Source organism: Kitasatospora sp. NPDC054939, from assembly GCF_053610105.1.
In genome coordinates this window covers 12357-37970 of record NZ_JBSGXP010000003.1, presented here as the reverse complement: position 1 = coordinate 37970, position 25614 = coordinate 12357, and the positions used below count along the sequence as shown (strand labels likewise).

The following is a 25614-nucleotide window of genomic DNA, read 5'->3' as shown; positions in this document are numbered from 1 at the left end:
GCGTCATCCGCGTGAACGCCGACGGCGTCGACCCCAGGCTCCAGGCCAGCCGCGACCGCGACCACCCCAGCTCGGCACACCGCGCATCCACCACCGCCAACAGCCGGGCGGGATCCAACCTGATCGCCCCGCTCACGACACCCCGTCCTCGGCGTCAAGGTGCTCCAGCATCCGCTCGAACCGGTCATCGAACGCCTCCGGCAACCCCCACAGCACACCCCACGCCGCCGGCCGCCCCACCAGCCCCGCCCTCGACGGCTCCACACACCGGAACCGGCGCCGGTGACGATCAAAGGCCGTCCGCGAACTGAACGTCAGGTGACACCCCCCGCAGTGCCCCCGCTCCCGCCCCGTCCACCACGCCCCACACCCGTGCCAGATCGCATCCCGCGGCACCCGCACCTCGCCCCCGCTCACTGGATACCCCTTCCCGCGTTCGCCGTTTCGCCTAGAACCGCTTCGCAGCCCGACCCCGGGCCATCGGTCCAACCAGCCCCCGAAACGCGGCCTACGCCCGCCTGCCGCAGTTCGGCATCGTGTGGCGGCCGAATCGACCAGCCCTGCGCCCGCAACTCCGCCACCACCAACTCCGCCTGCCGCCACGGCTTCGAGCACGGGTGCTCCTCGATCACCGCCGCGATCACCGCCACCACAGCGGCAGGTATCGGGTCGCGGCGCATCCTCCGGGCCCCACGGTCACCAGGCACCGTCGCCGTCCTCCAGCTCGTCCTGGTCCCCGTACGCGGAGCTCAGGTACTGCGTCGTCCACCCGCGACCGCACCGCGGGCAGCGCCACCAAGCGGTCACCCGCGCCCCGTCGTCGTCCTGGCCGGCGCACCCGGCCTCGGCCAGGCAGGTGGGGCAGTGCTCGTGCAACGTCATGCGAGGGCTCCTGACTGCGAGTAGCCGGTGTACGGGTCGGCGTCGATCGGCGTGTACGTGCGCCACGGCCATCCGCCGACCGGGCCCTGGCACACGTAGCGGGGCCAGGCCCGCTCGTCGCGGGCGCCGCGCCAGGGCAGGACGCGGCGGGCGCGGTCGTCGTGGGCGGAGCGCTTGTCTTCGACGGGCCGCAGTCCGAGGCCGAACTCGGGCCAGCGCAGCCACAGCGAGCTGCCGACGGGGCGGAGGGTGCGGGGGCCCATCGGCCCGCCCTGCGGGGAGTGGGCTTCCATCGACAGGGCGCAGCCGGCGGTGGCGCGGGCTTCGTCGAGAACGACTGTGATCTTGCGGGCGAGTTCCTCCGAGTTCGGGTCGCCGTTGTGCAACCGGTAGATCGGCCCGACGATCAGCAGGTCCGGCATCACGGCCTCGACCCGGCGCATCAGCCACGCCCGCCCGTCGGCCCGCGTCAGGTCGACGCCTTGCGGCCGCAGGTCGATGTGCAGCTGCCCGCGCTTGACCGGCGCGCCGAGCTGCTCGGCGACCTGGACCAGGGTCCGGTAGTGCCGGCGGGACTGGCGGTGGGAGTTCTCGCAGTCCAGGATCAGCACCTTTTGTGCGCCGCACGGGTTGTGGTCGCCGAACGGCAGCAGGCCGGCCGCGGCGGTGACGCCGAGCTGCCGTTGCAGAACCGATTTGCCTCCGCCTTCCCCGGCGGTCCACACGATGCGGTCGGTGCGTTCCAGGTAGCCGGGCAGCGTCCAGTCGTGTTCGGGGTCGTCGCCGGCGAGGAACTCGTGGATGTCCTGCACGGGGGAGTCCTCGGCTGCCCGCCCGGCGTCGCGGACTTCCCGGATGCGGTTGACGGCGTGTTCGGCGAGGTCGCTGGCCCGCGCGTTGCCTTCGGGCGTGAACCCGAGTTCGCGGATCTCGGTGCCGGCGTGGATGAGTTCGCGGCGTACTGCAAGGTCTCGGATCCGCTCGTCGAGCCAGGCAAGGCTCGCCCCGTGCAGGGCAGCGTCGATGCATGTGTTGATGTAGTCGGGGCCGCCGCATCGGGCGAGGTCTCCGCGGGCCTGGAGTGCGGCGTTGACGGTGAACGGGTCGATCGGGTCGCCGCCGTCGGCTATCGCGAGGATGGCCTGGTGAATGAGCTGGTGGCCGAGCCGGTAGTAGTCGCTGCTGGTGATGGTGAGTTCGCGCAGCGCGTGCCGGGGGCTGCGGCTGAGGACGATCTCTCCGATGAGGGCCTGTTCGGCGGGCAGGTCGTGGGGCTCCATGCGGGTGATCGGCGTGTCGTCGTTTGTGGTCATCAGAAGACGCCTTCGTCTGCGTGGGACTGGTGGCTGGTGGCGTGTGCCTGATTGCGCCGGCGTTCGGAGTCGGCGCGCAGGCGGAGCTTGGGGTACTGCTTGCGCAGGGTCGGCATGGCGAGGATGTTGGCGCGCCAGAACTCGTCGGCCTGGGACCAGCGGATGATGTCGAGGACGTCGTTGAGGGCGATACCGTCCTTGTCGATCATGAGGCGGGCGGCGTCCCGCCATCGCTGGGTGATGGCCGGACGCTTCGTGCCGTTCCGCACGATCAGCTCGACAAGGAGCGCGCAGGCTTCCTCCACGTCCGGCCGGCTCTGCCGGGCGGACCGGATGTCGACGACATCCGCAACGAAGAAAGAAGGGGATTGGGGTAGGGGAAGGGGAAAACGCCCGCGCGCGCGCGTTGAGCCTTCGCCAACCCCTTCCGGGAGGGGTTCCGCAACCCCCTGCGGCACCCCTTCGGGAACCCGGCCCGCGGGCGGTCGCGGTCCCAGGTCACCAAACGCCTTCCGCAGCACCTCGATGTGCCCCGACACCTCCTGCCGAGGGGACAGCCCCTTGCGGCCGGGCTCGTCGCTCAACTGGTCCAGAGGAATGCGGCTCACCTCATCGAGCAGTGCCCATCGAAGCCGCCTCGATGAGATCTCCAGCGCACCGGAGACCATCGCGCCCATGATCTGCGGCTGCTTCCACACCCCGTCGTTTCGGACGAACGATCGGACCAGCAGTTCCTCGGTGTCCTCGTCGACGACGACGAACCGCCGCTCGGCAAGGCCGGCAAGCTGCCCGCGAAGGCCCTCTGAGGACAGGCCGATCGCCTTGGCGCTCCACCGCTTCAACGTGAGCGGCAGTAGGCCGGCGTGGTTCAGGTTGGGCTGCGAGATGAGGAACAGGTAGAGACGCTGCAGCTCGGCCGTGAGCGCGGTGAACTCGGGGTCGTCCCAGATCCGGGTGAGGATTCGGCCGTGACCGCGTGCCATGGTGGTGTCCGATCAGGAAGTGGCGGGCGATGGAGTCGGTTCGGGGGCGGTGGCGCGTTGGCGGCGCCGGAGTTTGCGGTCGGCTGCGGCGACGGCGACGGCGTCCCGGCAGGGCTGGCAGGTGGGTGTGCCGAGGACGGTGTGGTCGTAGTAGCCACCCGTGGAGCCGCAGCGGCCGGTCCAGTCCGCGACGGCGTCCGGGTCGTCGATCTCGTCGTCGTCCCAGGCCATGGGCGGGGCCCAGCGGTGGTCTGCGGCCATGCGGTGGGCGGTGTGGATGTCGTAGCCGCGGGCGCCGTGGTCGGCGGGGTTCTGGTCCCACAACTGGTCGTAGGCGACGGCGATGCGGGCAGAAAGTCGGGCACTGACGCGGGGGACCCGCCCGTGGAGGATGGCCCGCAGATAGCCGGTATCGCAGATCCGCTGCCGGGCGTTGATGGTGCGCAGTGGCCAGCCGGCGGCCGTGAGGGCTTGGAGGCGGCGGGTGCTGCCGATGGCGGGTACGGGGGCGGTGCCGGGGTCGGCGAGGGCGCGGTGGATGCGGATGCCGCGGATGGCGGTGGCGGTGTCTGCGCTGATTGTGGCCAAGGTGCGGTACCGGACTTGCTTGATGCGCCACTCGGGTAGGCCGGCCTGGGCGGCGATCTGGGCGTGTGTCATGCCGGCGGCGTGCAGGGCGACGATGTGGTTGCGGACGGGCTGGGCGGCGACCTTGCGCTGCCAGCGGCCGTAGGCGATGGCGCGCTGCCGTTGGGCGTAGTACTGGCCGCGGTGGCGCGCGCCAGTGACGGCTGCGGTGCGGGGGTGTGCGGTCACTGGCGGGCCTCCGTGCGGCGTGGTGCGGGGTGGACCTGGGCGCTGCTCTTGCGGTTAGAAGGGGGGCTCGTTGGCGGGCGCACTGCCCCAGCCGCTGTTCGCGGGCGGCCCGGACTGCTGCTGGGCGGCCCACGGGTCGCTGCTCTGCTGCTGGCGCTGCTGTCCGCCGCTGTTCCCCGCGTTCTGGGTGCGGGTCACCTTGGCGGTGGCCGAGCGGAGGGACGGGCCGACCTCGTCGACCTCGACCTCGAAGACGGTGCGCTTCTCGCCTTCCTTGGTCTCGTACGAGCGCTGGCGCAGTCGGCCCTGCACGATGACGCGCATGCCCTTGGTGAGGGATTCGGCGACGTGCTCGGCGGGCTGCCGCCAGACGTTGCACGTGAGGAAGAGGCTCTCGCCGTCCTTCCACTCGTTGGTCTGGCGGTCGAAGGTGCGGGGGGTGGACGCGATGCGGAACTTCGCGACCGCCGCACCCGACGGGGTGAAGCGCAAATCCACGTCGTCGACGAGGTTGCCGACGAGGGTGATGAAGGTCTCGCCTGCCATCAGGCTGGACTCCTTGGTGGTCTTGGGGGAGGGGGGCTATGCGGCTTCGGTGAACCGGTCGGCGCGCCCGCGGTAGATCTTGTGGCGTTCGCCGGGGGTGGTGCCGCCCCAGACACCGCTCCGGTCCCGGGCAGACTTGCTGCCCTCGTGCTGGAGGATGTCCTCAAGGCATGCGGCCTTGATGGGGCAGCCCTTGCAGACGCCCTTCGCCTCCTCGACCTGGACCAGCCCGAAGCCGGTGTACGAGATCGGGAAGAACAGGTCCGGATCGTCCTGGCAGGGAAGCCGGGCTTCGCCGCGGTTCATCGGCGGGCCTCCTTCTTCAGGAGACGATCAATGTCACGGAAGGCTTCGCGGCGAGCCTGGCGACGACGCCACCGGTGGGATACGGCCGCCCAGGTCAAGGCACACATGGCGCTGAGCAGCGCGACGCAGTAGACGGCTCCCACTCCGGCGAGGAACTCGATCATCAGAGCCTCCACACCCGGATCACGGCACCGCTGCCGAACGGCAGGACGTCCTCGGCGGGATCGCCGGCGTAGTACTTGGCGAGACGCACGTACTCGGCGACCCGGGCGTCGTCCTTCCACACCACGCCCGTCAGGGCGTCCTCGGTGGAGCGCAGCAGCTTCGACAGGTCGGGCGTGGAAGCGGGCCGCCAGCGCATGGACTTGGACCACGGACGGCCGGAGGGCCACCACGTCGGACGGCTGACAGGCTGCTCACGGACGGTGAAGACGACGCTGGCGCCGAGCGGCCCGTCCAGGGGGGTCCAGCCGGGGATCTGCGAGACGACCGACAGAGCCGCGGCCTTGACGTCCTGGCGCCAGGGCTTCAGCTTGTCGGACATCTCCTTCATGATCCCGTTGCCGACATGCTTCTTCGAGCCTTGCGGGGCGGGAGCGCCGTGGACGGTGATCACGACCTCGGCTGTGGCCGGGTGGATATGGGTGAGGATCGGGGGAGTGAGGAGGTCAGTCATTGCGGGCTCTCCAGGCGGTGTACGACAGGACGATGAGGGCGATCGCCAGGGCGGTGAGGACGAGGACGGCGACGCCGTCCCATACCTGGTCGTAGGTGATCTGCGTGATGAGGTCGCGGATCACGTGGCGGCGGTCGCGGGGACGGGCTGCCAGTCGCGTTCCTCGGAGGTGCGCTGGTAGACGTCGATCCGGTCCTGAAGCTGCACGAGGAGTTCGTGGAGCTGCCGGTTCTCGCGTTCCAGCCGGCGGGTCTGTTCGGCGAGGGGCCGCAACTGGGCGTTCTCGGCGCGGTAGCGGGCGCAGGCCCGCAGGGCGCGGGCGAGACGCTCGGCATGGTCGACGGCCTCCGACGACCAGGTGCCTTCCCGGACGAGGCTGGCAGCGTGACCCAGCCGGGAGGCGGTGAGCTCCTTGGCCTGGGCGACCCGGTCGTTGCTGACGCGTTCGGCGAGGGCGAAGTGCATGCGGCCCTCGGTGGTGGCGGCGCCGAGCGCGACGTTGAGGCGGACGAGTCGGGCGGACAGGTCGGCGACCTGCTGCTGGAGTCGGACGTTCTCGCGGCGCTGTCTACCGAACATGGGGGCCTCCCTGGAGGATCGCGGCGGGGGTGATGAGACCGAGGGCCGAGGCAACGCCGACGGCGTGGGCAGCGTTCGTGACGTCCAGCGCCTTGAAGATCCGCTTGAGGTGGGCACGGACGTCGTGCACGCTGACCCCGAGCTGCTCAGCGACCTGGCCAGGCGCCAGACCACGCGCGAACCCGAGCAGAACCGCGAGCTGCTCGTCCGTGAGAACCAGGTCGGCCGCGACAGGCTGGGGGCTCACGACGCCACCCCCACCGGCAAAGGGCGCAGCGGCCACCGGCCGTCCACCACCGCCTGCGGATCCCGCTTTGGCCCGGCCTTCTCCGAACGCAGCCACTCCTGCAGCGACACCGCGTCCTCAGCCGCCCACCGCACCTGCCGGCGGTGCAACTCGTCCACGTCACACGCCAGGTCGTCGAACCGGTCGTACGGCCCCCGGCGGTTCCGCAGACCCTGCACCCACGCGGGCCGCTCGCCCGGCGGCTTGTGCCCGATTACGCCCATCACCCAGGCAGCCTGCGCGGCCCTGTGCGCGTCGTAGTCCGCGCCGTGTGCCTGCTCCTCGTCCCACTGCAGGCCGTACGTCTCGACCGTGGTCCGCAGCTGGTAGGCGCCCTGCGTGTCCGACACCCGGCGCCGGTACGGGGCGGCGTGCTTGTCGAGGACGAGGGTGTCGATGACCCGGGTGATGGGGCCGGTGGCGTCCTCCAGGGTGGCGCTGAGGTGGCGGTTCATCTCGGCGTTGAGGAGGTTCAGGTCGTACGAGCCGAGGTTGTGGCCGACGAGGGGGATACCGGTGCCGACGGCCTCGGCGACGGCCTGAGCGATCTCGGTGAGGGCCTGCCTCGGGTCCTGCCCGTGGACGGCTAGGTACTCGTCGGTGAGGCCGTGAACGGCGATGGCCCCCGGGTCCTGGGCAACGCCAGGGTTGATGAGCCACGTCGCCCGTTCGGTGGGCAGGCCGCCGCCGAGGTGGATGAGGGCGCAGGACACGGCGGGGGCGAGATGGGGGTCCTTGCCTCCGGCCTCGAAGTCAATGGCGGCCATGCGGTGCAAGTGCCAGGGCTTCACGGGGTCCTCCTTTCAGGGGGTGGATGATGGGGGGCGGGGGCCGCACCCGATTCGGGCGGGTGCGGCCCCGGCCGTCCTGCGGCTAGCTGCGCAGGTGCGTCAGGAACTTGCGGAGCTCGCCCGCGCTGGCAGAGCCGGCCATCGTGCCGCCGGAGAACTCGGCGAACGCCGTCTCGGTGTGGTCCATCGACCAGCCCCGCGTACCGGCCGCAGCGAGGATCTGCTGCCAGACCTCCATCGGGTCGGAGTCGTCCACGATCTCCGGGACGATGACCTCCGCCTTCGCCTCCTCGATCACGCGAAGCTGCGCCAGAAACTCCTCGGGGGCGCCCTCGCCAGCCGCCTCCGCGATCAGAGCGGCAACCGCCTCAGCGCTGCGGGCCGCCCGGGCGAGCACCACGAAGTCCTTCGACGGCCCCGAACGCTGGTCAGCCGGCCTGGCCTCGATCGCAGTCCGCTGCTGGGCGGCGCCGGGCGACTCGACGGCGATCTGCGGGACTTCCCCCGCTAGCGCCTGTCGTGCCGTCATTCCTCGTACCTCGACGACGATCACCGGGAACTTCTTCGTCTGGCCGTTCGCCACCCGCTGCCGCGGCTCGATCCGCAGTGACACCGGCACCAGTGCCCGGCCGCCCGTGGCAGAGAGCAGCATGTCCACCTGCCCGGCGATCTCGTTCGCCGCGTAGTAGCCGTGGGTCTCCATCCGCCACACGCCGAGGTCCGGCAGGTCGGGCAGCATCACGTTCAGCCGGGTCGTCGGCGCGCACACCGTGCCCTTGCGCTGCTCGAACCACGTGTCCCCGTGCCGTGCCAGGCACAGGCACGGGCGGTCAGACAGCTGCTCGGTGACGCCGTCGCAGCGCCGCGCGCACCCGCCCTTCGACCACATCTCGTTCGCTTGCGACAGCGGGTCACCCGGCGGCAGGATCGCGTCGATGCTCTTCGCCTTGGTGATGACCCGCCACTGCTGGGGGCCGGAGCCGAGCGGCTGCCATGCCTCGACCTTGCCGCCCCACAGCTTCGCGGCGGCTTCCAGGTAGTGCGGCGCGTGCGACGTGACGATCCACGTGTCCGACCTGACGGGGTTGGTTCCGTTGGTCAGCCCGGAGCGCAGCCGGCCGAGCTCGCGGGCCTGCCGCTGCATGGTCAGGATTCGTCCGGCCATCAGGCTGCCTCTCTCAGGGATACGGTCGGGAGCTCCAGCGGCTCGCCGATGACCTTCTTCGACAGGCCCGACGTCCAGGCGGCCATGTCCCGCGCGGTGAGGAACCTCGCGAACACCTCGTCCCCGCACTCGACCGGGAACACCTGGTAGCCCTCCGGGCGCAGGTGCAGCACGATCCCCGTCGAGTGGACCTTCGGCATCGCCAGCCGGGAGCCGTCCCGCATCCAGCAGACCGTCGCCCCGCGGTAGGCGCCCATCTGCAGCGCCGCCTTGTCGTACACGCCCTTCACGCCGAGCTCGCCGCCGGTCTTCGTGTCGCCGGCGAACAGGGTCCGCGGGGGGACACGCAGGAGCCGGGCGATGAGGCGGCTGTAGAAGAGGTAGTCGAGCATGCCGGCGTATCCCTGCTCCGGGTTGCCAACCACCATCTCGGACGCCTCGAACTCGATCTCCCACTCGGCGACGAACCGGAGGAAATGCGCCACGAACGGCGCCAACTCGGGATCGTCGAGCAGCTCGGCGGGCACGGGGTTGCCGAGGATCTTCGACTCGATCAGGCGGTGGACCGCTTTGCCGACCTCGGCGCGCTCGTCCTTGCGCCTGATGTGCGCCTTGCGGAGCCAGTCGTACGACTCGGAGCGCTCGGTGCTGGTCCGGGACGAGGCGATCAACTGCGGGAGGCTGTCGATCGCGGTCTGCGCGGTGAAGTTCGCCGCCCAGAACATGAGGGCCGGGTTCGGGCATCCCTGGTCGAGGATGGTGGTGACCCGACGGAGCTTGTCCCCGGTGACGGGGTCGCGGTACCAGCCCTGGGACGGCTTCGGGATACGGTCCGGGCCGACCGGGGGAGTCTTCGCCCGGGAGGTCTTGGCGGTCACGATTCACCGCCGGTCCGCTGCCGGGGCAGCCGCGCCTGAGACCTGGACTTCGGGCACTGGCCGGTGCAGCAGTGCGCCAGGTGCTCACTCAGGCGGCGCAGGTACACCCCGACCATGACCACGATCAGCGCCGTACCGGCCGCGACGATCAACAGCTCCCACTGTTCCGCGCTCACGCCGCCGCCTCCAACCGCACCCGGTCCAGGCCGGCCCGGTACTCCAGCCACGTCTGCGACGACCAGCACCACATGTCGTCGTGCACCTGGATGAACTTGGCGGCGAACTCGCACTCCGCCGCTTCGAGCAGCTCGGGATACGCGGCGAGGTCCGAGAGGAACGACAGGTTGACCGAGAGCCCGTCGACGGTGGTGGCGACGTGCTGAGAGACGCGCCGGTGGCCGTCGTTGCTGTACGACAGCGGCGGCAGCGGGGTGACGGAGAGGACCGCGGCGTAGACGGAGGCCTCCCAGCGCAGGTCGTGGCCGGTCAGGTAGCCGGTCAGGCTGCCGTCCTCGCCGATCGACCAGCGCATCCGGGCGAGGCCGGGGTGCTGGAGGAACCGCTGGAGGAGTTCCAGGGCTCTGTCCTGGGGGTTTTGGGTGGGGGAGGGGAAGGTAAGCTCAGCTGTCATGGCCTATGCCTCCTGTGATTGGTGGGTGGTTGGGCCGTAGGGGCTCCGGTGGACTGGCCTCCATCGGCAGCCCCGGCCCGCGGGTACTACGCAGCGAGTGCGCGGGCAGCCACGGCCGCCCGCTGGCGGACGATGAGCTCCTCGATCGCGTCGACGCTCTGGAGCCGGTGACCCGGGTACCAGGCCGCCTCGGCGGCGGCGCGGGGCGTCAGGGCGTCACGCTCCCGGCGGGCCTGAGCGAGGATCCGGCCGGCGTCGGCGATGGCTGCGGCTCGGCTGGTCATGCCGCGGCCTGGTGGTCGCAGGTCATGAGTTCGTCAAGCGTCACGCTGTATGCGAGGCGAATCTTCGCCTGGGTTCGCGCGCTCGGGCTGCACTGTTCGTTGAGCAGTCGGGACATGGTCGACTGGCTGACGCCGAGGCGTCCGGCAATCTTGTACGCGGTGTCGTCCCCGGCCTGAGCTGCTGCGTTGAGGAAGTACTCGACGTTCAGTCGCACGGGATCTCCCAAAGCAGAATGCTTCCGTGTTCGGCACTACTGCCGGATGTGGAAGTAAAGCTAGACCCGTGATGCCGGATCCGCAAGTGTTGCCACATGTGGAAGTTGTGGAGTGCTCCGATGCGCCCCCCGGGTGCCCGTGACCGGATCCAGACCACGTCGTATATTCCAGAAACGGAACTACTGCCGGACCGGGCAGCAAGCCCGCTATCCTCACGCCCGGAGAGGTGACACTTACATGACGCTTGCAGAGAAGTACGCAGCATGGCTCGCCGACGCCATGCGCGCCGCCGGCCTTGACATCGACCGACAGCGAGGCGGCGGACGCCAGGCCCTCGCCGCCGCCGTCGGTGTGTCCCCCAGCTCAGTCGGACGCTGGCTCGGCGGCGCAGCCCTACCCAGCCCCGAGTACTTCGAGCCGATCGCCGACGCAGTCGGCGTGCCCGTCACTCAAATGCTTGTTGATAGTGGAATCATTTCCGCCGCATCACTGACACTCGGACAGGTCCCAGGCGTACGATTTCAGCCCATCACCCCCGCGCAGGCAGCAGACGAACTCGGCCTCACCGACCCCACCGAACGCGCACTGTTCATGAGGGACCTGGCCGAACGCAACCGCCGCCACCTGCGAGCCGCCGACGAGGGTGACGGTGATGCAGTAGCCCAATAGCGGGGAGGATGCATGACAGCGAGGACCACCGCAGCACTGGCCGGCATAGCGCTGCCCACCGGCATAGCCATCACCGGGGTCGCCGCCATCCGGCACGACCCCCTCACCGCGCTGATCGGCCTCACCCTCGTCGTCATCGGCCTCGCCGCCGCAGTCACCCACACCGTCTGTGCCGCCGTCACCAACACTGAGCTCGAACGCCGGCAGCTCCACGAAGCCAAGCAGCGAGCCGACAGCCTGTACATGCGCTCTATCGCGGCCCGCGCCATCGTCGACGCGGACGCCGAACGCCTCTGCCGCGAAGCCGCCGCGCTCGAAGCGCGCATCGCGCAACGGCTCGCCGCCGAACGCGAAGCTCTGCAGGCCGAGTTCGAAGCCAGCCGCACCGCCGTCAAGCAGGAGGGCTACTTCATCGGCCTCGCGCACGGGCAGCGCACCATCGCCGACGCCGCGGCCGGCCCGCACACCGGCCGCATGGCCACCGTCATCCCGCTGCCCACCCCGCCCGCAGGCTCCGAGTCGACCGTAGGCAGCGGACACTCGTCCTAGCCCTCCTGGGGGACCATTGCCTGACATCGACGACGACTTCGTACCCGCGATCGGGTACATCCGCGTCAGCACCGCCCGCGAGGAGATGATCTCCCCGGAGCTGCAGCGCGCCTCGATCGAAGCCTGGGCCGAGCGCCGCCGACGCCGGATCGTCCACTGGGTCGTTGACCTCGACGCCACCGGCCGCAACTTCCGCCGGAAGATCATGAAGGCGATCGGCTACATCGAAGACGGCACCGCCAAAGAGATCGCCGCCTGGAAGTACAACCGCTTCGGCCGCCAGCGCCACGGCAACGCCGTCAACCTCGAACGCCTCGAACGAGCAGGCGGCCAACTCGCCTCCGCCACCGAAGAAGTCGACGCCCGGACCGCCATCGGCCGCTTTCAGCGCGGGATGCTCCTGGAGCTCGCGGCCTTCGAAAGCGACCGCGCCGGCGAGCAGTGGAAGGAGACCCACGAGTGGCGAAGGAAGCAGGGCCTCCCCTCCGGGGGCGGCAAGCGCTTCGGCTATATCTGGCACCCCCGCAAGATCCCGCAGCCTGACGGCACCTTCCTGCTGCAGCGCGAGCACTATGAACTCGACCCGGCCACCGCGCCGGCACTGGCAGAGCTGTACCAGCGGTACGTCGACGGGACCGGGTTCCGCCTGCTCGCCAAGAGTCTCAACGACGCGAACCTGCTGACGACCCGGGACATGCCGTGGTGGGACGAGACCCTCCGGAACTACATGGACTCGGGATTCGCCGCCGCCCGGCTGCGGGTGCACTCCAAGGACTGCCAGTGCGAGCCCTACCTGGGCAACTGCCCCAACCACGAACTCGTGAAGGTCTACGACGAGAGCGTCCTGCCGCCCATCATCTCCGACGGCCTCTGGGAGCAGTACCTCGAACGGCGCGAGGTGATCAAGGCGACGCCGCCCCGTGCCCGCCGTCCGAGGTCGCCGTTCTCCCGCCTCGCCAGGTGTGCCCTTTGCCGGGGGGTTGTCGTCAAGCAGGACATCGGCATCTACTCCTACGTTCGTTGCAACACCAGGCGCAGGCGGGGCACCGAATGGTGCCCCGGAGTCAACCTCCCCTATCCGAAGCTTGAGACTGGCGTGAGGCAGTGGCTCCAGCAGGTTGTCGACGAGATCAACGAGGAGGCAGACAGGCAGCCCACAGGCCACGGCGTGCTGGCGCCGTCAGAGGGCGCCGGTAGGGAAGCTCTCGTCCAGAAGATCGAGAAGCTGGAGCGGGCTGCTATCCGGCACATGCGCGCGTACGCCCTACTCGATGAGGAGGAGGACGGGACTCTCGAAGCGGAGTACAAGGCGACCCTGGCGCAGCTGCGGAAGGAGAAGGCCGAAGCCGCCGCCCAACTCGCGGAACTGACGAACGCCGGCGCGGTGGCCTCGAAGAAGACGACCGCGCGCGACGCTGCTCCGGCCGTGGCGCTGGGGCTCCTGGAGGAATGGGATTCTCTGCCTGTCGAGCACCTCAACGCCCTGCTGTGCAAGGTCATCCGTGAGATCCTCGTTACCGCGGATCGGGAGGTTGTCGTCGTCCCGACGTGGGCGGATGACGCGGTCGTTGACCAGGCATGATGCCGACGGACTGATCCCCTCGGGGGAGTTTGCTCTTTAGGTATGTTGTCGAGCGGGCACGCCGGCACGAAGTACGGCATCCCGTTCCCGGTGTTCGCCCGGGCCTCCTTCGGCCTGCGCGGCGCCAACCTCCCGGCGCTGATCCGGGCCGCCGTCGCCTGCGCCTGGTTCGGCATCCAGACCTGGATCGGCGGCTCCGGGATCTTCCTGCTGGCCGGCCGGCTGCTCGGCGAATCCTGGCGCACGGCAGCGGAGTTCGGCGGCCACCCGTGGACGCTCTGGCTCTCCTTCCTGCTGTTCTGGGCCCTGCAGATCGCCATCATCCACCGGGGCATGGACACCCTGCGCAAGGTCGAGAACTGGGCCGCGCCGTTCGTCATCGTCGGCGCGGTGATCCTGCTGGTCTGGATCGCGGCCAAGGCGGGAGGGTTCGGCACCCTGCTCTCCCAGCCCTCCCGACTCGGCTGGGGGCCGGACTTCTGGAAGGTCTTCTTCCCCGGCCTGATGGGCATGATCGGCTTCTGGGCCACACTGAGCCTCAACATCCCCGACTTCACCCGCTTCGGCGGCAGCCAGCGCGCCCAGGCACTCGGCCAGACGCTGGGCCTGCCCACCACCATGACCCTCTTCGCCGTGCTCTCGGTGCTCGTCACCTCGGGCTCGGAGGCCGTCTACGGCCGGGCGATCTGGGATCCGATCGAGCTCACCGCGAAGATCGACAGCGTGCCCGGCATCCTCTTCGCACTGATCACCGTGCTGATCGCCACCCTCTCGGTGAACATCGCCGCCAACGTCGTCTCCCCCGCGTACGACCTCGCCAACCTCGCGCCGAAGCACATCGACTTCCGGCGCGGGGCGCTCGTCACGGGCGTGGTCGGCATCGCGATCCTCCCGTGGAAGCTGCTCTCCAGCCCGCAGATGTACATCTTCACCTGGCTCGGACTGGTCGGCGGCCTGCTCGGCACCGTCGCCGGCATCCTCATCGCGGACTACTGGATCCTGCGCCGCACCGAACTCCACCTGGCCGAGCTCTACACACCCGGCTCCGGCCGCTACTGGTACCGCGCAGGCTGGAACTGGCGGGCCCTGGCGGCCTTCGGCGTCGGCGGGGTGCTCGCCGTCGGCGGCTCGCACTCCACCGTCGACGCCGACGGGGCCAAGGCCGGCCCGTTCCCGGTGGACGGACTCGTGCCGTTCCTGCGGCCGCTCGCCGACTACGGGTGGGCGGTGGGCTTCGGCTCGGCCCTGCTGCTGTACACCGTGCTCGGCCTGCGGAGCCGCGGCCGGGTGTCCTGACCGGGCGGGTGGCGTGTGTGTGGGCCGGCGCGCGGGGCGGTGGCGGCGGTTCAGCGGTCCAGCGGTTCAGCGGTTCAGCGGGCCAGGCGGTCGAGGGCGGTGAGGACGGCGGCCGGACCGTCCTCGGTGGCCAGCGCGGCGGCCACCGTCCGGGCCCGGGCGCGGTACCGGGGCTCGGACACCGCCCGGTGGAGCGCCTCGGCCAGCCGCCCGGCGGTCAGCGCGGCCAGCGGGACCGGCCCCGGCGAGACCCCCAGCGCCGCGACCCGGGCGGCCCAGAACGGTGCGTCGAGCTGGCCCGGCACCGGGACGGACGGGATCCCCGCCCGGAGCGCGGCCGCCGTGGTGCCCGCCCCCGCGTGGTGCACGGCGACCGCCGTGCGGGGCAGCAGCCAGTCGTGCGGGACGTCCCCCACCGTGAGGACGTCGTCGTCCTGCGGCGCCGCGAGACCGCTCCAGCCGGACTGCACGACCGCCCGCAGGCCCGCCGCCCGCACCGCGGCGAGCACCGTCACCGTGAGGCGCTGCGGATCCGGGACCACCAGACTGCCGAAGCCGACGAACACCGGCGGCGGCCCGGCGGCGAGGAACTCGGCCAGCCGGGACGGCGGTTGCCACCCCGGCTCCCGGCGGGGCCACCAGTAGCCGGTGACGGTGTGGTCGGGGTGCCAGTCGGCGGGGCGCGGAACCACCAGCGGCGAGAAGCCGTGCAGCAGCGGCTGGTGGCGGCGCAGGCGGCCGATGCTGCGCTGCGGCAGGCCCAGTCGGCGCCGCAACCTGCGCACCGCCGGGGCGAACAGGCGATCCGTCACGCCCTGCACCGCGCGTCCGGCGAGCAGGTTGCCGGTCCGGCCGAGCGAGCGGGTGCCCGTCACGGCGGGCGCGAACTCGCGTGTCGGCGCCAGCGGTTGGAGGTAGAGGCCGAGGCAGGGGATGCCGGCGGCCTCGGCCGCGACCTGCCCCAGCGCGGTGGTGGTGCTGGTGGTCAGCAGGACGTCGGCCCCGCGCTCGGCCGCGTCCGCGATCCCGTCGCCCAGCGCGGGCATGAACGCCCGCCCCAGCCGCAGGAGTTCGAGCAGCGCGAGCGGCCCGGGACCGTCCTGCAGGAGGCGCTGGCCCCGGGCCGAGGCGAGTTCGGTGCGCGGGGCCACCGGGAGCGGCCGGAACTCCAGACCCGCGGCCCGGACGGACTCGGCGAAACCCGCGTGGGTGGCCACCGCGACCTGGTGGCCGGCCTCCCGCAGGCGGACGCCGAGACCGGTGAACGGCGCCACGTCGCCGCGGGAGCCGGCGGTCGCGATGAGGATGCGCATGGGGCCAGTATTCCGGCGCGGGCGGCGGACGGGGAGGGCGCCGCGCCCGCCGCCCGACGGCGTCCGGGTGCCCCGGCGTCCCCGATGCCTGGGGCGGTCGCGATCGGGGGCAGGGGACTCAGGTGGTGGCGTCGGGGTCGGCCGGGACGTCGAGGTCGGCCGGGATGTCGGGGGCGGCCGGGGTGGCCGGCGGGACCGGCGGTCCGGCCCAGGCGGGGAGCGGTTCCCGGGCGGCCAGCCACGCCTCTGGCACTGCGGCGAGACCGGTCCGGGCGGCGACCACCCCGGCGGCGATCGCACAGGTGGTGTCCCGGTCGCCCCAGCCCTCCAGGGTGTGCCAGAGCGCTTCGGGCAGTGAGTCCGGGTGCCCGGCGGCCGACCACAGGGCGAACGGCACGGTGTCCGGTGCGGACAGGCCCCCACCCGAGCCGAGGACCGCCGCCGCATGCCGGACGGAGGTGCCCGCCGGGAAGCCGGCCGCGATCCGCAGCCCGGAGCGCACCTCGCTGTCCGGCAGTCGGCCGGCCACCTCCGTCAGCAACTCGGCCCGGTCCGGGGCGGATTCGCCGCGGCTGCGGACGGCGAGCGCCGCCGCCAGCGCGACCGCGACCGCGCCGGCCGTCGCCTCCGGATGGAAGTGCGTGGTACGCGCCTGGAGTTCGGCCTGCCGGGCCACGGCGCCGAGGTCGTCGGCGAACCAGGCCCCGAGCGGCGCGACCCGCATCGCCGCACCGTTGCCGTGCGAACCCTGCCCGCCGAACTGCTCGGCCGTCACCGTCCGCCAGTCGGCACCCTGCTGGATCGAGCGCAGCACGCGGCGCATCGAGGGCCCGTACTTGCGGTTGTACTCCGCGGTGTACGCGGCGGCGAACCCGCGGGCCAACTCGTCCGGCACGACCTCGCCGCGGCGGGTCAGATGCTCGACCAGGACCAGGGCCATCGCGGTGTCGTCGGTCCAGTGCCAGGGGGAGCGGCGGGGGAGGCGGGCGGCCAGGGCCGAGGGCGCCTCGTCCAGGGGGACGGAGAACCAGCGGTCGCCGAAGGCATCGCCGAGCGCCAGGCCGTGCAGGCTGTCCAGACAGGCCGGGGGCGGGCTGCCGAGGGCGTGGGCGGTGGCGCGCATGTCTTCCTCCGAGGGGATCAACGGTGCGCGCCAGTCTGTCCGGTGGTGTGCGGCGGTGGCGATCGGTTTTCGCGGCGGTTCAGCGGGGGCGGCGGCGGGGCCGGCGGGTGCGGGTGCGGTGCGGCCCAGCCCGGTGGCTGCCCAGCCCGGGTGGGCGGCTCAGCCGGCGCGCAGGCCGCGCAGCAGCAGGTTCCAGAGTGCCTCGAAGTGCTCCTCCGCCTTGGGGTCGGCCCACTCGGCGGCGTGCGCCGGGTCGTGGTAGTGCGCGGTCGCCTCGAAGACCGCCCGGGAGACCGTGCCGACGTGGACGGGCCGGAACTCGCCGTTGTGGATGCCGTCCTGGACGATGTGGCCGATCTGGGAGACCAGCGTGGTGAGGTGCGCCTCGACGGTGCGGCTGGTCTCCGGGATCAGCGCCATGTAGGTGGCGAACAGCTCCGGGTCGTCCAGCGCCTTCTTCCGCTTGGCCGCGAACAGCGTCAGCAGCCAGCGGTGCAGCCGCTCCACGGCCGGGCCGGGCTCGTTGGCGATCGACGACAGGCTGTGGTGCGCCTGGTCCAGCCAGCGCTGGGTGACGGCCTCGCGCAGCGCCGCCTTGCTGGGGAAGTGCCGGTACACGCTGCCGTGGCTGACGCCCAGGGTGCGGGCGATGTCCACCACGGTGGCCTTGGTCGGCCCGAACCGCCGCAGGACGTCCTCCGCCGCGGTCAGGATCTGCTCGGGAGTGAGAGTGCTGTCCGTCGTCACGGCGAGGTCGTCCTTACGGGTGGTGCGGCGGCCGTCGGGCTGACGACCGGTGCGGCGGCTGGATCGGGCGGTCGGATGGCGGCGCTCCGGCGCGGAGCGCAGCGGCGGACGGCCCGGGACCCGGCCGCGCACGGGGACCCCCGGGGGGAGCCCCGGTGCGGTCACCGCTCGCTGTCGAGCATGGCCATCTGAGCGGCAGCGTACCGCTCCCCGGCGGCCGACCCGGACGGTACGGCGGCCTCGACGGCGGCCAGCTCGGACGCGGTGAGCCTCAGGTCGAGCGCACCGAGCGACTCGGCCAGCCGGTCGCGGCGGCGGGCACCGACCAGCGGCACGACGTCCCCGCCGCGCGAGGCCACCCAGGCGGTCGCCACCTGGGCCACCGTGGCGTCCTGCTCGGCCGCGACCGCGCGCAGCGCCTCGACCAGGCGGAGGTTGTGCTCCAGGTTGTCGCCCTGGAAGCGGGGGCTGTGGCCGCGGAAGTCGGTGCCGGCCAGTGCGCGGTCGCTGCGCCAGTGGCCACTGAGCAGGCCGCGCGACAGCACCCCGTAGGCGGTGACGCCGATGCCCAGCTCGCGGGCGACCGGCAGGATGCCGGCCTCGGCGGAGCGGGACAGCAGCGAGTACTCGATCTGCAGGTCGCTGATCGGGTGTACGGCGGCGGCCCGGCGCAGGGTGTCGGCGCCGACCTCGGAGAGGCCGATGTGGCGGACGTGGCCGGCCTCGACCAGTTCGGCGATGGCGCCCACGGTCTCCTCGATCGGGACCGCCGGGTCGAGGCGGGCCGGGCGGTAGACGTCGACGTGGTCGGTGCCCAGCCGGCGCAGGGTGTACGCCAGGGCGGTCTTGGTGGCGGCCGGGCTCGCGTCGTAGCCGAGCCACTGGCCGTCCGGGCCGCGCTGGGCGCCGAACTTCACGCTGATCTGGACGGACTCGCGGTCGCGGCCGCGCAGGGCCTCCCGGATCAGCAGTTCGTTGTGGCCCATCCCGTAGAAGTCGCCGGTGTCGAGCAGGGTGACGCCGGCGTCGAGGGCGGCGCGGATCGTCGCGATGCTCTCGGCCTCGTCGGCGGGGCCGTAGAGGTCGGACATGCCCATGCAGCCGAGGCCGAGGGTGGAGGTGGTGAGGCCGTTCGTACCGAGGGTGCGGGCGGCGACGCGGGGGGAGGTCTGCGGGGTTCGCTCGGTGGCGGAGTACATGCGGGGCTCCTGGGATCAGGGGGCGGGCCGACAGCGGGCCGATGTGGGTCGACCGATGACGGCTGACCGATTTCAACTATGGCATGACGGATGACAGATTTCAATATCTGTCATCCGTCATCTGTCATTCGCCACCCGAAAGTCCAATGCTGCCCTCTGTCATCGGTCATCTGCGGAACGTCATCCGTCGACTGCTCGCCGCCGATCGCCGTCCGTCATCTGTCACCCGTCAGCGCGCATCCGTCATCGCTCGTCCGTCGCTCGTCCGTCGGCCGTTCGTCCGCGTCCGGCCCTGCGCGCGCCCGCCGCCCTCCGCGTCCGGCCGTTCGCGAACCGTCGCCGGTCGGCCGGGGTGCGTCCCGTCCGCCCGCGCCGCCGATCTCGGGCATGCGCACGGCCAGTTGGGGCCTCGCGGCGGATTGCCGACGCGGCTCGGGACGGGCGGCGGCGTACCGCATGCTGAACCGCTGTCACCCATCCGGCGTGGAAATGCCGCGCCTTGGCGCTTTGCGCTGCCGAACCGGGGCGCGAGGTCCATGGTGGAGATGGGCGCGATCCGGCGACCGCGCTCGCGGGCCGATCCGGGCCCACCTGCCGTGCGCCTGCCGACGTTCTCGGGCGGACGTGCGGAGCGGGCCCGGCCCCCGGCACGTTGGGAACAGGGCCACCTCGCAGGAAACCGAACGGTTCTTCTAGGCTCACATCTCGGCTTCCGTGCGGTGGTGCAGGCGCTGCGCCCGCCGCCACGAAGCCGCCGTCCACGGGGGCTCCGGGCCGACCGGGGTCACCGGATCGAGCGAGGAGGACGCAATGCCAGGCATGCCGCCCAGCCGTTCCAGCGCACTTGGGCCAGCGGGGCCGTTCGGGAGGTGGCGGGCCGACGGGTTCGGCGACGCAGCCGCGACCGCGGTCCCGCCGGCCCCGTCGAGTACCGATGGCGGCCGTGGGGGCGAGCTTTGAGTCCGCAGACGGTCCGGCGCTCCGCCCCCACCCCGGACCGTGCACCCGCCTCCGACGCCGTCCTCGCCACCGGGGCCGAACCCTCCGCCGAAGCAGTCCCCGCGCCGACCGCCGCTGCCCCCCAGGCCGCTGCCGCCCGGTCCGCCACCTCACAAGCCGCCACCCCCGCAGCTGTGCAGGCGCCCGCCGCCATCGTTACGGCCACCACCGCAGCCACCGCCACGGCCACCACCGCCGTGCAGGCCGGCGCCACGGCAGCCACCACCCCGGTCACCGCCACGGCCGCGGCACACCCCGCCGCTACGCGAGCCGCCGCGCAGGCCCCCACCGCCGCGCTGCCCGGCGTGCCCCGTGCCCTGAGCGCCCGCGCCCGCACCCTCGCCGGTGCCGTCCGGCGGCGTTGCGCCGACCTGGCCCGGATGGAGTCCCCGAGCGGTGACGCCCCCCGACTCGACGCCCTGGCCGAGGAGTTGGCTGCGGGCTTCCGTGCCACCGGGGCCACCGCCCGCCGCGAGGCCGGCCCGGCCGGCGACCACCTGGTGCTGCAGTGGGACGGCCATGACGAGCGCCTCCCGCACCTGCTCGTGGTCGGCCACCACGACACCGTCTGGCCGGCCGGCACGCTCGCCGACTGGCCGGTGACCGAGCAGGACGGCACCCTCAGCGGGCCCGGCGTGGTCGACATGAAGGGCGGACTCGCCGTGCTGGAGGGCGCGTTCGCGCTCCTCGCCGACCTGGGTCAGCGCCCGCACCGGACCGTCCGGCTGGTCGTGGTCTCCGACGAGGAGGTCGGCAGCCCGGACGGCCGCCGTCTGGTCGAGCGCCAACTGCGCGGGGCCGCGGCCGTCCTGGGGCTGGAGCCGCCGCACCCCGACGGCCGGCTCAAGACCGCCCGCCGGGGCAGTACCCGGGTGCGGCTCACCGTGACCGGGCGCGAGGCCCATGCCGGCAACGACGCCGCCGAGGGCGTCTCGGCCGTGGACGAACTCGTCGACCAGCTGGTCGCCGTGCGCGGGCTGGCCGGTCACCCCGGCACGGAACTCAACGCGGGCCGGATCAGCGGCGGCACCCGGGCCAATGTGATCGCCGGCCGCGCAGAGGCTGAACTCGGCCTGCGCTTCGCCACCGCCGACGCGCAGCGCCGCACGCTCGACGGCCTGGCCCGGTTGACCGCGCTGCGGCCGGGGGCCCGGGTGCGCACCGAGGTGCTGTCCAGCCGTCCGGCGTGGCAGGAGCGGTCGGCCAACCCGCTGCTGCGGCACGTCCGCGGGCTGGCGGCGGTGCTCGGTCAGCAGTTGGACGGTGCTCCGGCGGGCGGGGCGGGGGACACCAATCTGCCGGGTTCGCGCGGGCTGCCGACGCTGGACGGCTTCGGCGCGGTCGGTGCGGGCGCGCATGCCCGCCACGAGCACATCCGGATCGACCAGCTCGCACCCCGGATCGCCCTGCTGGCGGCGCTCCTCGCCGTGCCGCTGCCGAGCCTGCGCGACCGTACGGAGGGCTGAGCCCCGCCGGGGGCGGGCCGCCGACCACGGCCCGCCCCCGCATCGCCTCCGTCCACCGCCCGCCGCCCGGCCCCCCACCCGATCCGTCGCCCGGCCCCACCCCGCCCCCACCCCCACCGCGGCCCCGGCCCCCACCGGCCCCGGCCCCCACCGGCCCCGGCCCCCACCGGCCCCGGCCCCCACGCCCGCCCCCGCACCCCGCTCCGCGGCCCCCGCCCAGGCGCCCCGGCGCCGACGCTTGTCAGCGCACCGTCCCACCGCGCACAATGGAACCGACCGAACGGTCAGTCGGGAGGCGGACCGGATGCCCAGAGGGGAGCCGTGGTGACAGCAGAAGTGGTGGCCGAACGGACACCGGAGGACGGCCACGCAGCGGACCGGGAGGCCGACGAGGCCCGTTTCGAGGCGGTGATCGCCGCCGAGCAGCGGATCGAGCCCCGGGACTGGATGCCGGAGGCCTACCGGGCCACCCTGATCCGCCAGATCGCCCAGCACGCGCACTCCGAGATCATCGGCATGCAGCCCGAGGGCAACTGGCTCACCCGCGCGCCGTCCCTGCGCCGCAAGGCGATCCTGCTGGCCAAGGCCCAGGACGAGGCCGGCCACGGGCTCTACCTCTACGCCGCCGCCGAGACGCTGGGCGTCGACCGCGCCGAGCTGACCGAGAAGCTGATCTCCGGGCGGCAGAAGTACTCCTCGATCTTCAACTACCCGACGCTCACCTTCGCCGACGTCGGCGTCATCGGCTGGCTGGTCGACGGCGCGGCGATCTGCAACCAGGTGCCGCTCTGCCGCTGCAGCTACGGCCCGTACGCCCGCGCGATGGTGCGGGTGTGCAAGGAGGAGTCGTTCCACCAGCGCCAGGGCTACGAGCTGCTGATGACGCTGATGCGCGGCACCGAGGGCCAGCGGCGGATGGTGCAGGACGCGGTGGACCGCTGGTGGTGGCCGTCGCTGATGATGTTCGGCCCCTCCGACGGGGACTCCCCGAACACCGCCCGCTCGATGGCCTGGCGGATCAAGCGGCACACCAACGACGAGCTGCGCCAGCGCTTCGTCGACATGACCGTCCCGCAGGCGCAGCACCTCGGCGTCACCCTCCCCGACCCCGAGCTGAGCTGGAACGAGGAGCGCGGCGGCTGGGACTTCGGCGAGCCCGACTGGGCCGAGCTGACCCGGGTGATCCACGGCCAGGGCCCGTGCAACGCGCAGCGCGTCGAGCGCCGCCGCACCGCCCACGAGGACGGTGCCTGGGTGCGCGAGGCGGCCACGGCGTACGCGGCGAAGCGCCGCGCGGAAGCAGCGGCGGCCACCACCCCGGCGACGCCGGAAGCAGCCCCGGCAACGGCGGAAGCAGCAGAGGAGAACGACCGATGAGTGAGCCCCGCGAGTCCCGGGTCGGCTGGCCGCTGTACGAGGTGTTCGTGCGCCCCCGGCGGGGCCTGAACCACGTGCACGTCGGTTCGCTGCACGCCTCCGACGACCGGATGGCGCTGCTCGCCGCCCGCGACCTGTACACCCGCCGCAACGAGGGCGTCAGCCTCTGGGTGGTCCGCTCGGACGCGATCACCGCCTCCACGCCGGACGAGCAGGACCCGTTCTTCGCCCCCAGCGGCGACAAGGTCTACCGCCACCCGACCTTCTACGACATCCCCGAGGATGTCCCGCACATCTGACGGGGAGCACCTGAGATGACCGACGACGACCACGTCTACCTCACCCTCAGCGAGGCCGAGCCCGGACCTGAGGGCGAGGGCCGCTGGGCGTACGGGACGGGCTTCGCCGACCCGCTGCTCGGCGTGGACACCACCGTGCCCGAGGGCCTGGACGGCGCCGACCTCGCCGCGTACTGCCTGATGCTGGGCGACGACGCGCTGGTCCTCGCCCAGCGGCTGATCGAGTGGTGCACCCTGGCGCCGGAGCTGGAGGAGGAGGTCGCGCTGGCCAACCTCGGCCTCGACCTGCTCGGCCAGGCCCGCCAGCTGCTCACCCGGGCCGGCCAGGCGGACGGCAGCGGACGCAGCGAGGACGACTTCGCGTACTGGCGCGAGGACCACGAGTTCCGCAACATCCGGCTGGTGGAGCTGCCCAACGGGGACTTCGGCCACACGATCGCCCGCCTGCTGCTGTTCGCCACCGCCCGCCGGGCGCTGTACGAGGCGCTGGCCGGGCACGCCGATCCGGTGCTGGCGGCGGTCGCCGCCCGGGGCGCCAAGGAGCTCGCCTACCACCAGGAGTACGCGACCGCCTGGACGCTGCGGCTGGGCGACGGCACGCCGTACTCGGCGGAGCGGATGCAGGCCGGGCTGGACGCGGTGTGGCCGCTGCTGGAGGAGCTGTTCACCGCCCACCCGGCGGAGCTGCGGCTGGGCGCCGACCCGGCTGCGCTGCGCGGACCGGTGCTGGACTCGATCGCGGCGGTGCTGGCCGAGGCCGGGCTGACGGTGCCGGCGGCGGCGCCGCTGGCCGCGGTCGGCGGCCGGTCCGGACGGGACGGCGTGCACACCGAGGCGCTCGGCCTGATGCTGGCCGAGTTCCAGGTGGTGGCCCGGGCGCACCCGGGGGCGACGTGGTGACCGCCGTGCGCGCGGACGCCTGGGAGGTGGCGTCGGCCGTCCCCGACCCGGAGCTGCCGATGCTGACCCTGGCCGACCTGGGCGTGCTCGCCGGGGTCGAGGCGGACGGCGACACCGTCACGGCCTGGCTCACCCCCACCTACTCGGGCTGTCCGGCGGTCGCCGAGATGGCCGCGGACGTGGACCGGCGGCTGCGCGCGGCCGGCTACCGGGACGTCCGGGTCCGGCTGCGGCTGGATCCGCCGTGGTCCACCGACCTGATCAGCGAGGAGGGCCGGCGCAAGCTCTCCGAGGCCGGGATCGCCCCGCCGGGGCCGGCCGGTGCGGCCGGTGCGGCGGGCGGACCCGGTGCCGGGGTGCTGCTCCGGCTCGGTCCGACCCGCCTGGCCGGCGGTGCCGCGGTGTCCTGCCCGCAGTGCGGCGGCACCGACACCGAGGAGCTGTCCCGCTTCGGCTCGACCGCCTGCAAGGCGCTGTGGCGCTGCCGCAGCTGCCGGGAGCCCTTCGAACGCGTCAAGGAGATCTGAATGGCCGCCGCCCCCCTCTCCGCCGAGTCGGCCGCGACAGCCGAGCCGGCCCAGGCAGCCGAGGCAGCCCAGGCAGGCGGGACCGCCGGGACCGCCGCCGGGGCCCCCGCCGCGGCTCCCGCAGCCACCGGCAGCACCCGCCGCCCCTCCTTCCACCACCTGCGGATCGCCGACATCGAGCGGCTCTGCGAGGACGCCGTCGCGGTGAGCTTCGAGGTGCCCGCGGAGCTGTCCGAGGCGTACGCGTTCCGGCCCGGCCAGACCCTGGCCCTGCGCCAGGTGCTGGACGGGGCCGACGAGCGCCGCTCGTACTCGATCTGCGCCCCCGTCGGCGGTCCGCTGCGGATCGCGGTGCGCGAGGTGCCGGGCGGGCTCTTCTCGCGCCGGCTGGTGCGCGAGGCCCGGCCCGGGGACGAGCTGGAGGTGCTCACCCCCACCGGCCTGTTCACCCCCGAACTGGGCACCGGCGAGGAGCACGTGCTGCTCGCGGCCGGCTCCGGCATCACCCCGATGCTCTCCATCGTCGCCTCCGTGCTGGCCGCCGACCGCACCTCGACGGTGACCCTGCTCTACGGCAACCGGCGCAGCGACACGGTGATGTTTGCCGACGAGCTGGCCGACCTGAAGGACCGCTACCTCGGCCGCTTCCAGCTGGTGCACGTGCTCTCCCGGGAGACCCGCGACGCCGAGCTGCTCTCCGGCCGGCTCGACCCCGAGCGCGTCGCCGCCCTGCTGGACGCGCTGGTGGACGTCGCCACGGTCGACCACTGGTGGCTCTGCGGCCCGTTCGGGATGGTCACCGGGGCGAAGGAGCTGCTGGCCGGGCTGGGCGTGCCGGGCGCCCGGGTGCACCAGGAGCTCTTCCACGCCGAGGACGAACCGCTCGCCGAACGCCCCGCGGAGGAGGCCGGCGCGGAGGACGGCGAGCTCAGCGAGGTCACCGTCGTCCTGGACGGGCGGGGCAGCACGCTGTCCCTCCCGCGCGACCGCTCCATCCTGGACGGTGCCCAGCGCTCCCGCCCCGACCTGCCGTTCGCCTGCAAGGGCGGCGTCTGCGGCACCTGCCGGGCCCTGGTCTGCGACGGCGAGGTGGAGATGCGGCGCAACTTCGCGCTGGAGGAGAAGGAGGTCGCCGCCGGCTACGTCCTGACCTGCCAGGCGCGGCCGGTCAGCGACCGGGTCACGGTCGACTACGACCGCTGACGGAGGCCGTCGG

At 72.7% G+C, this 25614-nt stretch carries 32 protein-coding genes and 1 pseudogene; 10 read left to right on the top strand and 23 right to left on the bottom strand.

From position 1 onward, the window contains the following. Positions 1 to 132 precede the first annotated feature (132 nt). From ACWGB8_RS01610 to ACWGB8_RS01520, 19 genes are all read right to left on the bottom strand, one after another. Positions 133 to 396: an FDXHR family putative zinc-binding protein gene (locus tag ACWGB8_RS01610; RefSeq protein WP_452209384.1), complete on the bottom strand. Its 264-nt coding sequence runs from the start codon at positions 394 to 396 to the stop codon at positions 133 to 135. Between the two features lie 300 nt (positions 397 to 696). After that, positions 697 to 882 (bottom strand): hypothetical protein, encoded by a 186-nt coding sequence (locus ACWGB8_RS01605; protein ID WP_452209144.1) that lies wholly within the window; start codon positions 880 to 882, stop codon positions 697 to 699. Next, positions 879 to 2195, bottom strand: a complete 1317-nt coding sequence (locus tag ACWGB8_RS01600) for an AAA family ATPase (protein WP_452209142.1) — start codon at positions 2193 to 2195, stop codon at positions 879 to 881. Before ACWGB8_RS01600 ends, ACWGB8_RS01605 begins: the two co-directional genes overlap by 4 nt. Next, complete coding sequence (locus ACWGB8_RS01595; protein ID WP_452209140.1) at positions 2195 to 3178, bottom strand: hypothetical protein; 984 nt, start codon at positions 3176 to 3178, stop codon at positions 2195 to 2197. Before ACWGB8_RS01595 ends, ACWGB8_RS01600 begins: the two co-directional genes overlap by 1 nt. Positions 3179 to 3190: 12 nt before the next feature. After that, positions 3191 to 3994 carry a hypothetical protein gene (locus ACWGB8_RS01590; RefSeq protein WP_452209138.1) on the bottom strand — a complete coding sequence of 268 codons (804 nt, stop codon included), beginning with the start codon at positions 3992 to 3994 and terminating at the stop codon, positions 3191 to 3193. Between the two features lie 54 nt (positions 3995 to 4048). Further along, positions 4049 to 4540: a single-stranded DNA-binding protein gene (locus ACWGB8_RS01585; RefSeq protein WP_452209136.1), complete on the bottom strand. Its 492-nt coding sequence runs from the start codon at positions 4538 to 4540 to the stop codon at positions 4049 to 4051. Positions 4541 to 4576: 36 nt separating this feature from the next. Beyond that, the gene (locus ACWGB8_RS01580; protein ID WP_452209135.1) at positions 4577 to 4846 is read right to left on the bottom strand and encodes a WhiB family transcriptional regulator; all 270 of its coding nucleotides are present in this window, start codon (positions 4844 to 4846) and stop codon (positions 4577 to 4579) included. Beyond that, positions 4843 to 5010 carry a hypothetical protein gene (locus ACWGB8_RS01575; RefSeq protein WP_452209133.1) on the bottom strand — a complete coding sequence of 56 codons (168 nt, stop codon included), beginning with the start codon at positions 5008 to 5010 and terminating at the stop codon, positions 4843 to 4845. Before ACWGB8_RS01575 ends, ACWGB8_RS01580 begins: the two co-directional genes overlap by 4 nt. Further along, complete coding sequence (locus ACWGB8_RS01570) at positions 5010 to 5522, bottom strand: RusA family crossover junction endodeoxyribonuclease (protein ID WP_452209131.1); 513 nt, start codon at positions 5520 to 5522, stop codon at positions 5010 to 5012. The genes ACWGB8_RS01575 and ACWGB8_RS01570 overlap by 1 nt, the downstream gene beginning before the upstream one ends. After that, positions 5515 to 5646: a hypothetical protein gene (locus ACWGB8_RS01565; RefSeq protein WP_452209130.1), complete on the bottom strand. Its 132-nt coding sequence runs from the start codon at positions 5644 to 5646 to the stop codon at positions 5515 to 5517. Before ACWGB8_RS01565 ends, ACWGB8_RS01570 begins: the two co-directional genes overlap by 8 nt. Beyond that, positions 5643 to 6101, bottom strand: a complete 459-nt coding sequence (locus tag ACWGB8_RS01560) for a hypothetical protein (RefSeq protein WP_452209128.1) — start codon at positions 6099 to 6101, stop codon at positions 5643 to 5645. The genes ACWGB8_RS01565 and ACWGB8_RS01560 overlap by 4 nt, the downstream gene beginning before the upstream one ends. Beyond that, on the bottom strand, positions 6091 to 6348 hold the full coding sequence (locus ACWGB8_RS01555) for a response regulator transcription factor (protein WP_452209126.1): 258 nt from the start codon (positions 6346 to 6348) through the stop codon (positions 6091 to 6093). Before ACWGB8_RS01555 ends, ACWGB8_RS01560 begins: the two co-directional genes overlap by 11 nt. Beyond that, positions 6345 to 7178 (bottom strand): exonuclease domain-containing protein, encoded by an 834-nt coding sequence (locus tag ACWGB8_RS01550; protein ID WP_452209124.1) that lies wholly within the window; start codon positions 7176 to 7178, stop codon positions 6345 to 6347. The genes ACWGB8_RS01555 and ACWGB8_RS01550 overlap by 4 nt, the downstream gene beginning before the upstream one ends. Before the next feature lie 82 nt (positions 7179 to 7260). Continuing rightward, positions 7261 to 8343 (bottom strand): recombination directionality factor, encoded by a 1083-nt coding sequence (locus ACWGB8_RS01545; protein ID WP_452209122.1) that lies wholly within the window; start codon positions 8341 to 8343, stop codon positions 7261 to 7263. After that, entirely contained in the window at positions 8343 to 9221 is an 879-nt protein-coding gene (locus ACWGB8_RS01540; protein ID WP_452209120.1) for a hypothetical protein, read from the bottom strand. Before ACWGB8_RS01540 ends, ACWGB8_RS01545 begins: the two co-directional genes overlap by 1 nt. Beyond that, a complete protein-coding gene (locus ACWGB8_RS01535; protein ID WP_452209118.1) occupies positions 9218 to 9397 on the bottom strand; it encodes a hypothetical protein in 180 nt (59 codons plus the stop codon). The genes ACWGB8_RS01540 and ACWGB8_RS01535 overlap by 4 nt, the downstream gene beginning before the upstream one ends. Beyond that, on the bottom strand, positions 9394 to 9852 hold the full coding sequence (locus tag ACWGB8_RS01530; protein ID WP_452209117.1) for a hypothetical protein: 459 nt from the start codon (positions 9850 to 9852) through the stop codon (positions 9394 to 9396). Before ACWGB8_RS01530 ends, ACWGB8_RS01535 begins: the two co-directional genes overlap by 4 nt. Positions 9853 to 9938: 86 nt before the next feature. Beyond that, positions 9939 to 10136: a hypothetical protein gene (locus tag ACWGB8_RS01525; RefSeq protein WP_452209115.1), complete on the bottom strand. Its 198-nt coding sequence runs from the start codon at positions 10134 to 10136 to the stop codon at positions 9939 to 9941. Next, positions 10133 to 10351, bottom strand: a complete 219-nt coding sequence (locus ACWGB8_RS01520) for a helix-turn-helix domain-containing protein (RefSeq protein WP_452209113.1) — start codon at positions 10349 to 10351, stop codon at positions 10133 to 10135. Before ACWGB8_RS01520 ends, ACWGB8_RS01525 begins: the two co-directional genes overlap by 4 nt. A gap of 238 nt (positions 10352 to 10589) precedes the next feature. Between ACWGB8_RS01520 and ACWGB8_RS01515 the strand changes: the two genes are divergently transcribed. From ACWGB8_RS01515 to ACWGB8_RS01500, 4 genes and pseudogenes are all read left to right on the top strand, one after another. Further along, on the top strand, positions 10590 to 11021 hold the full coding sequence (locus ACWGB8_RS01515; protein WP_452209111.1) for a helix-turn-helix domain-containing protein: 432 nt from the start codon (positions 10590 to 10592) through the stop codon (positions 11019 to 11021). 12 nt (positions 11022 to 11033) lie between these two features. Beyond that, entirely contained in the window at positions 11034 to 11570 is a 537-nt protein-coding gene (locus ACWGB8_RS01510) for a hypothetical protein (RefSeq protein WP_452209109.1), read from the top strand. A gap of 16 nt (positions 11571 to 11586) precedes the next feature. Then, the gene (locus ACWGB8_RS01505; protein ID WP_452209107.1) at positions 11587 to 13152 is read left to right on the top strand and encodes a recombinase family protein; all 1566 of its coding nucleotides are present in this window, start codon (positions 11587 to 11589) and stop codon (positions 13150 to 13152) included. 42 nt (positions 13153 to 13194) lie between these two features. Continuing rightward, positions 13195 to 14448: pseudogene (locus ACWGB8_RS01500) on the top strand (NCS1 family nucleobase:cation symporter-1); the annotation flags it as partial. A gap of 74 nt (positions 14449 to 14522) precedes the next feature. Here ACWGB8_RS01500 and ACWGB8_RS01495 read toward each other — a convergent pair. From ACWGB8_RS01495 to ACWGB8_RS01480, 4 genes are all read right to left on the bottom strand, one after another. After that, positions 14523 to 15761, bottom strand: coding sequence for a glycosyltransferase (locus ACWGB8_RS01495; RefSeq protein ID WP_452209105.1), 1239 nt, complete (start codon positions 15759 to 15761; stop codon positions 14523 to 14525). Between the two features lie 118 nt (positions 15762 to 15879). Next, positions 15880 to 16884 carry an ADP-ribosylglycohydrolase family protein gene (locus ACWGB8_RS01490; protein ID WP_452209103.1) on the bottom strand — a complete coding sequence of 335 codons (1005 nt, stop codon included), beginning with the start codon at positions 16882 to 16884 and terminating at the stop codon, positions 15880 to 15882. 159 nt (positions 16885 to 17043) lie between these two features. After that, the gene (locus ACWGB8_RS01485) at positions 17044 to 17631 is read right to left on the bottom strand and encodes a TetR family transcriptional regulator (protein WP_452209101.1); all 588 of its coding nucleotides are present in this window, start codon (positions 17629 to 17631) and stop codon (positions 17044 to 17046) included. A 161-nt stretch (positions 17632 to 17792) separates the two neighbouring features. Next, positions 17793 to 18830 carry an aldo/keto reductase gene (locus ACWGB8_RS01480; protein WP_452209099.1) on the bottom strand — a complete coding sequence of 346 codons (1038 nt, stop codon included), beginning with the start codon at positions 18828 to 18830 and terminating at the stop codon, positions 17793 to 17795. 956 nt (positions 18831 to 19786) lie between these two features. On the opposite strand from ACWGB8_RS01480, the gene ACWGB8_RS01475 reads away from it, so the two are divergent. The 6 genes from ACWGB8_RS01475 (at position 19787) to paaE (ending at position 25601) form a co-directional block, all read left to right on the top strand. After that, the gene (locus ACWGB8_RS01475; protein ID WP_452209097.1) at positions 19787 to 21295 is read left to right on the top strand and encodes a M20 family metallopeptidase; all 1509 of its coding nucleotides are present in this window, start codon (positions 19787 to 19789) and stop codon (positions 21293 to 21295) included. Between the two features lie 339 nt (positions 21296 to 21634). Beyond that, positions 21635 to 22672: a 1,2-phenylacetyl-CoA epoxidase subunit PaaA gene (paaA, locus tag ACWGB8_RS01470; protein WP_452209382.1), complete on the top strand. Its 1038-nt coding sequence runs from the start codon at positions 21635 to 21637 to the stop codon at positions 22670 to 22672. After that, a complete protein-coding gene (gene paaB / locus ACWGB8_RS01465) occupies positions 22669 to 22971 on the top strand; it encodes a 1,2-phenylacetyl-CoA epoxidase subunit PaaB (protein ID WP_452209095.1) in 303 nt (100 codons plus the stop codon). The genes paaA and paaB overlap by 4 nt, the downstream gene beginning before the upstream one ends. Positions 22972 to 22986: 15 nt before the next feature. Next, entirely contained in the window at positions 22987 to 23871 is an 885-nt protein-coding gene (gene paaC, locus ACWGB8_RS01460) for a 1,2-phenylacetyl-CoA epoxidase subunit PaaC (protein WP_452209093.1), read from the top strand. Between the two features lie 59 nt (positions 23872 to 23930). Continuing rightward, positions 23931 to 24398, top strand: a complete 468-nt coding sequence (gene paaD / locus ACWGB8_RS01455; protein WP_452209380.1) for a 1,2-phenylacetyl-CoA epoxidase subunit PaaD — start codon at positions 23931 to 23933, stop codon at positions 24396 to 24398. After that, on the top strand, positions 24399 to 25601 hold the full coding sequence (paaE, locus tag ACWGB8_RS01450; RefSeq protein ID WP_452209091.1) for a 1,2-phenylacetyl-CoA epoxidase subunit PaaE: 1203 nt from the start codon (positions 24399 to 24401) through the stop codon (positions 25599 to 25601). Positions 25602 to 25614: the final 13 nt, after the last annotated feature.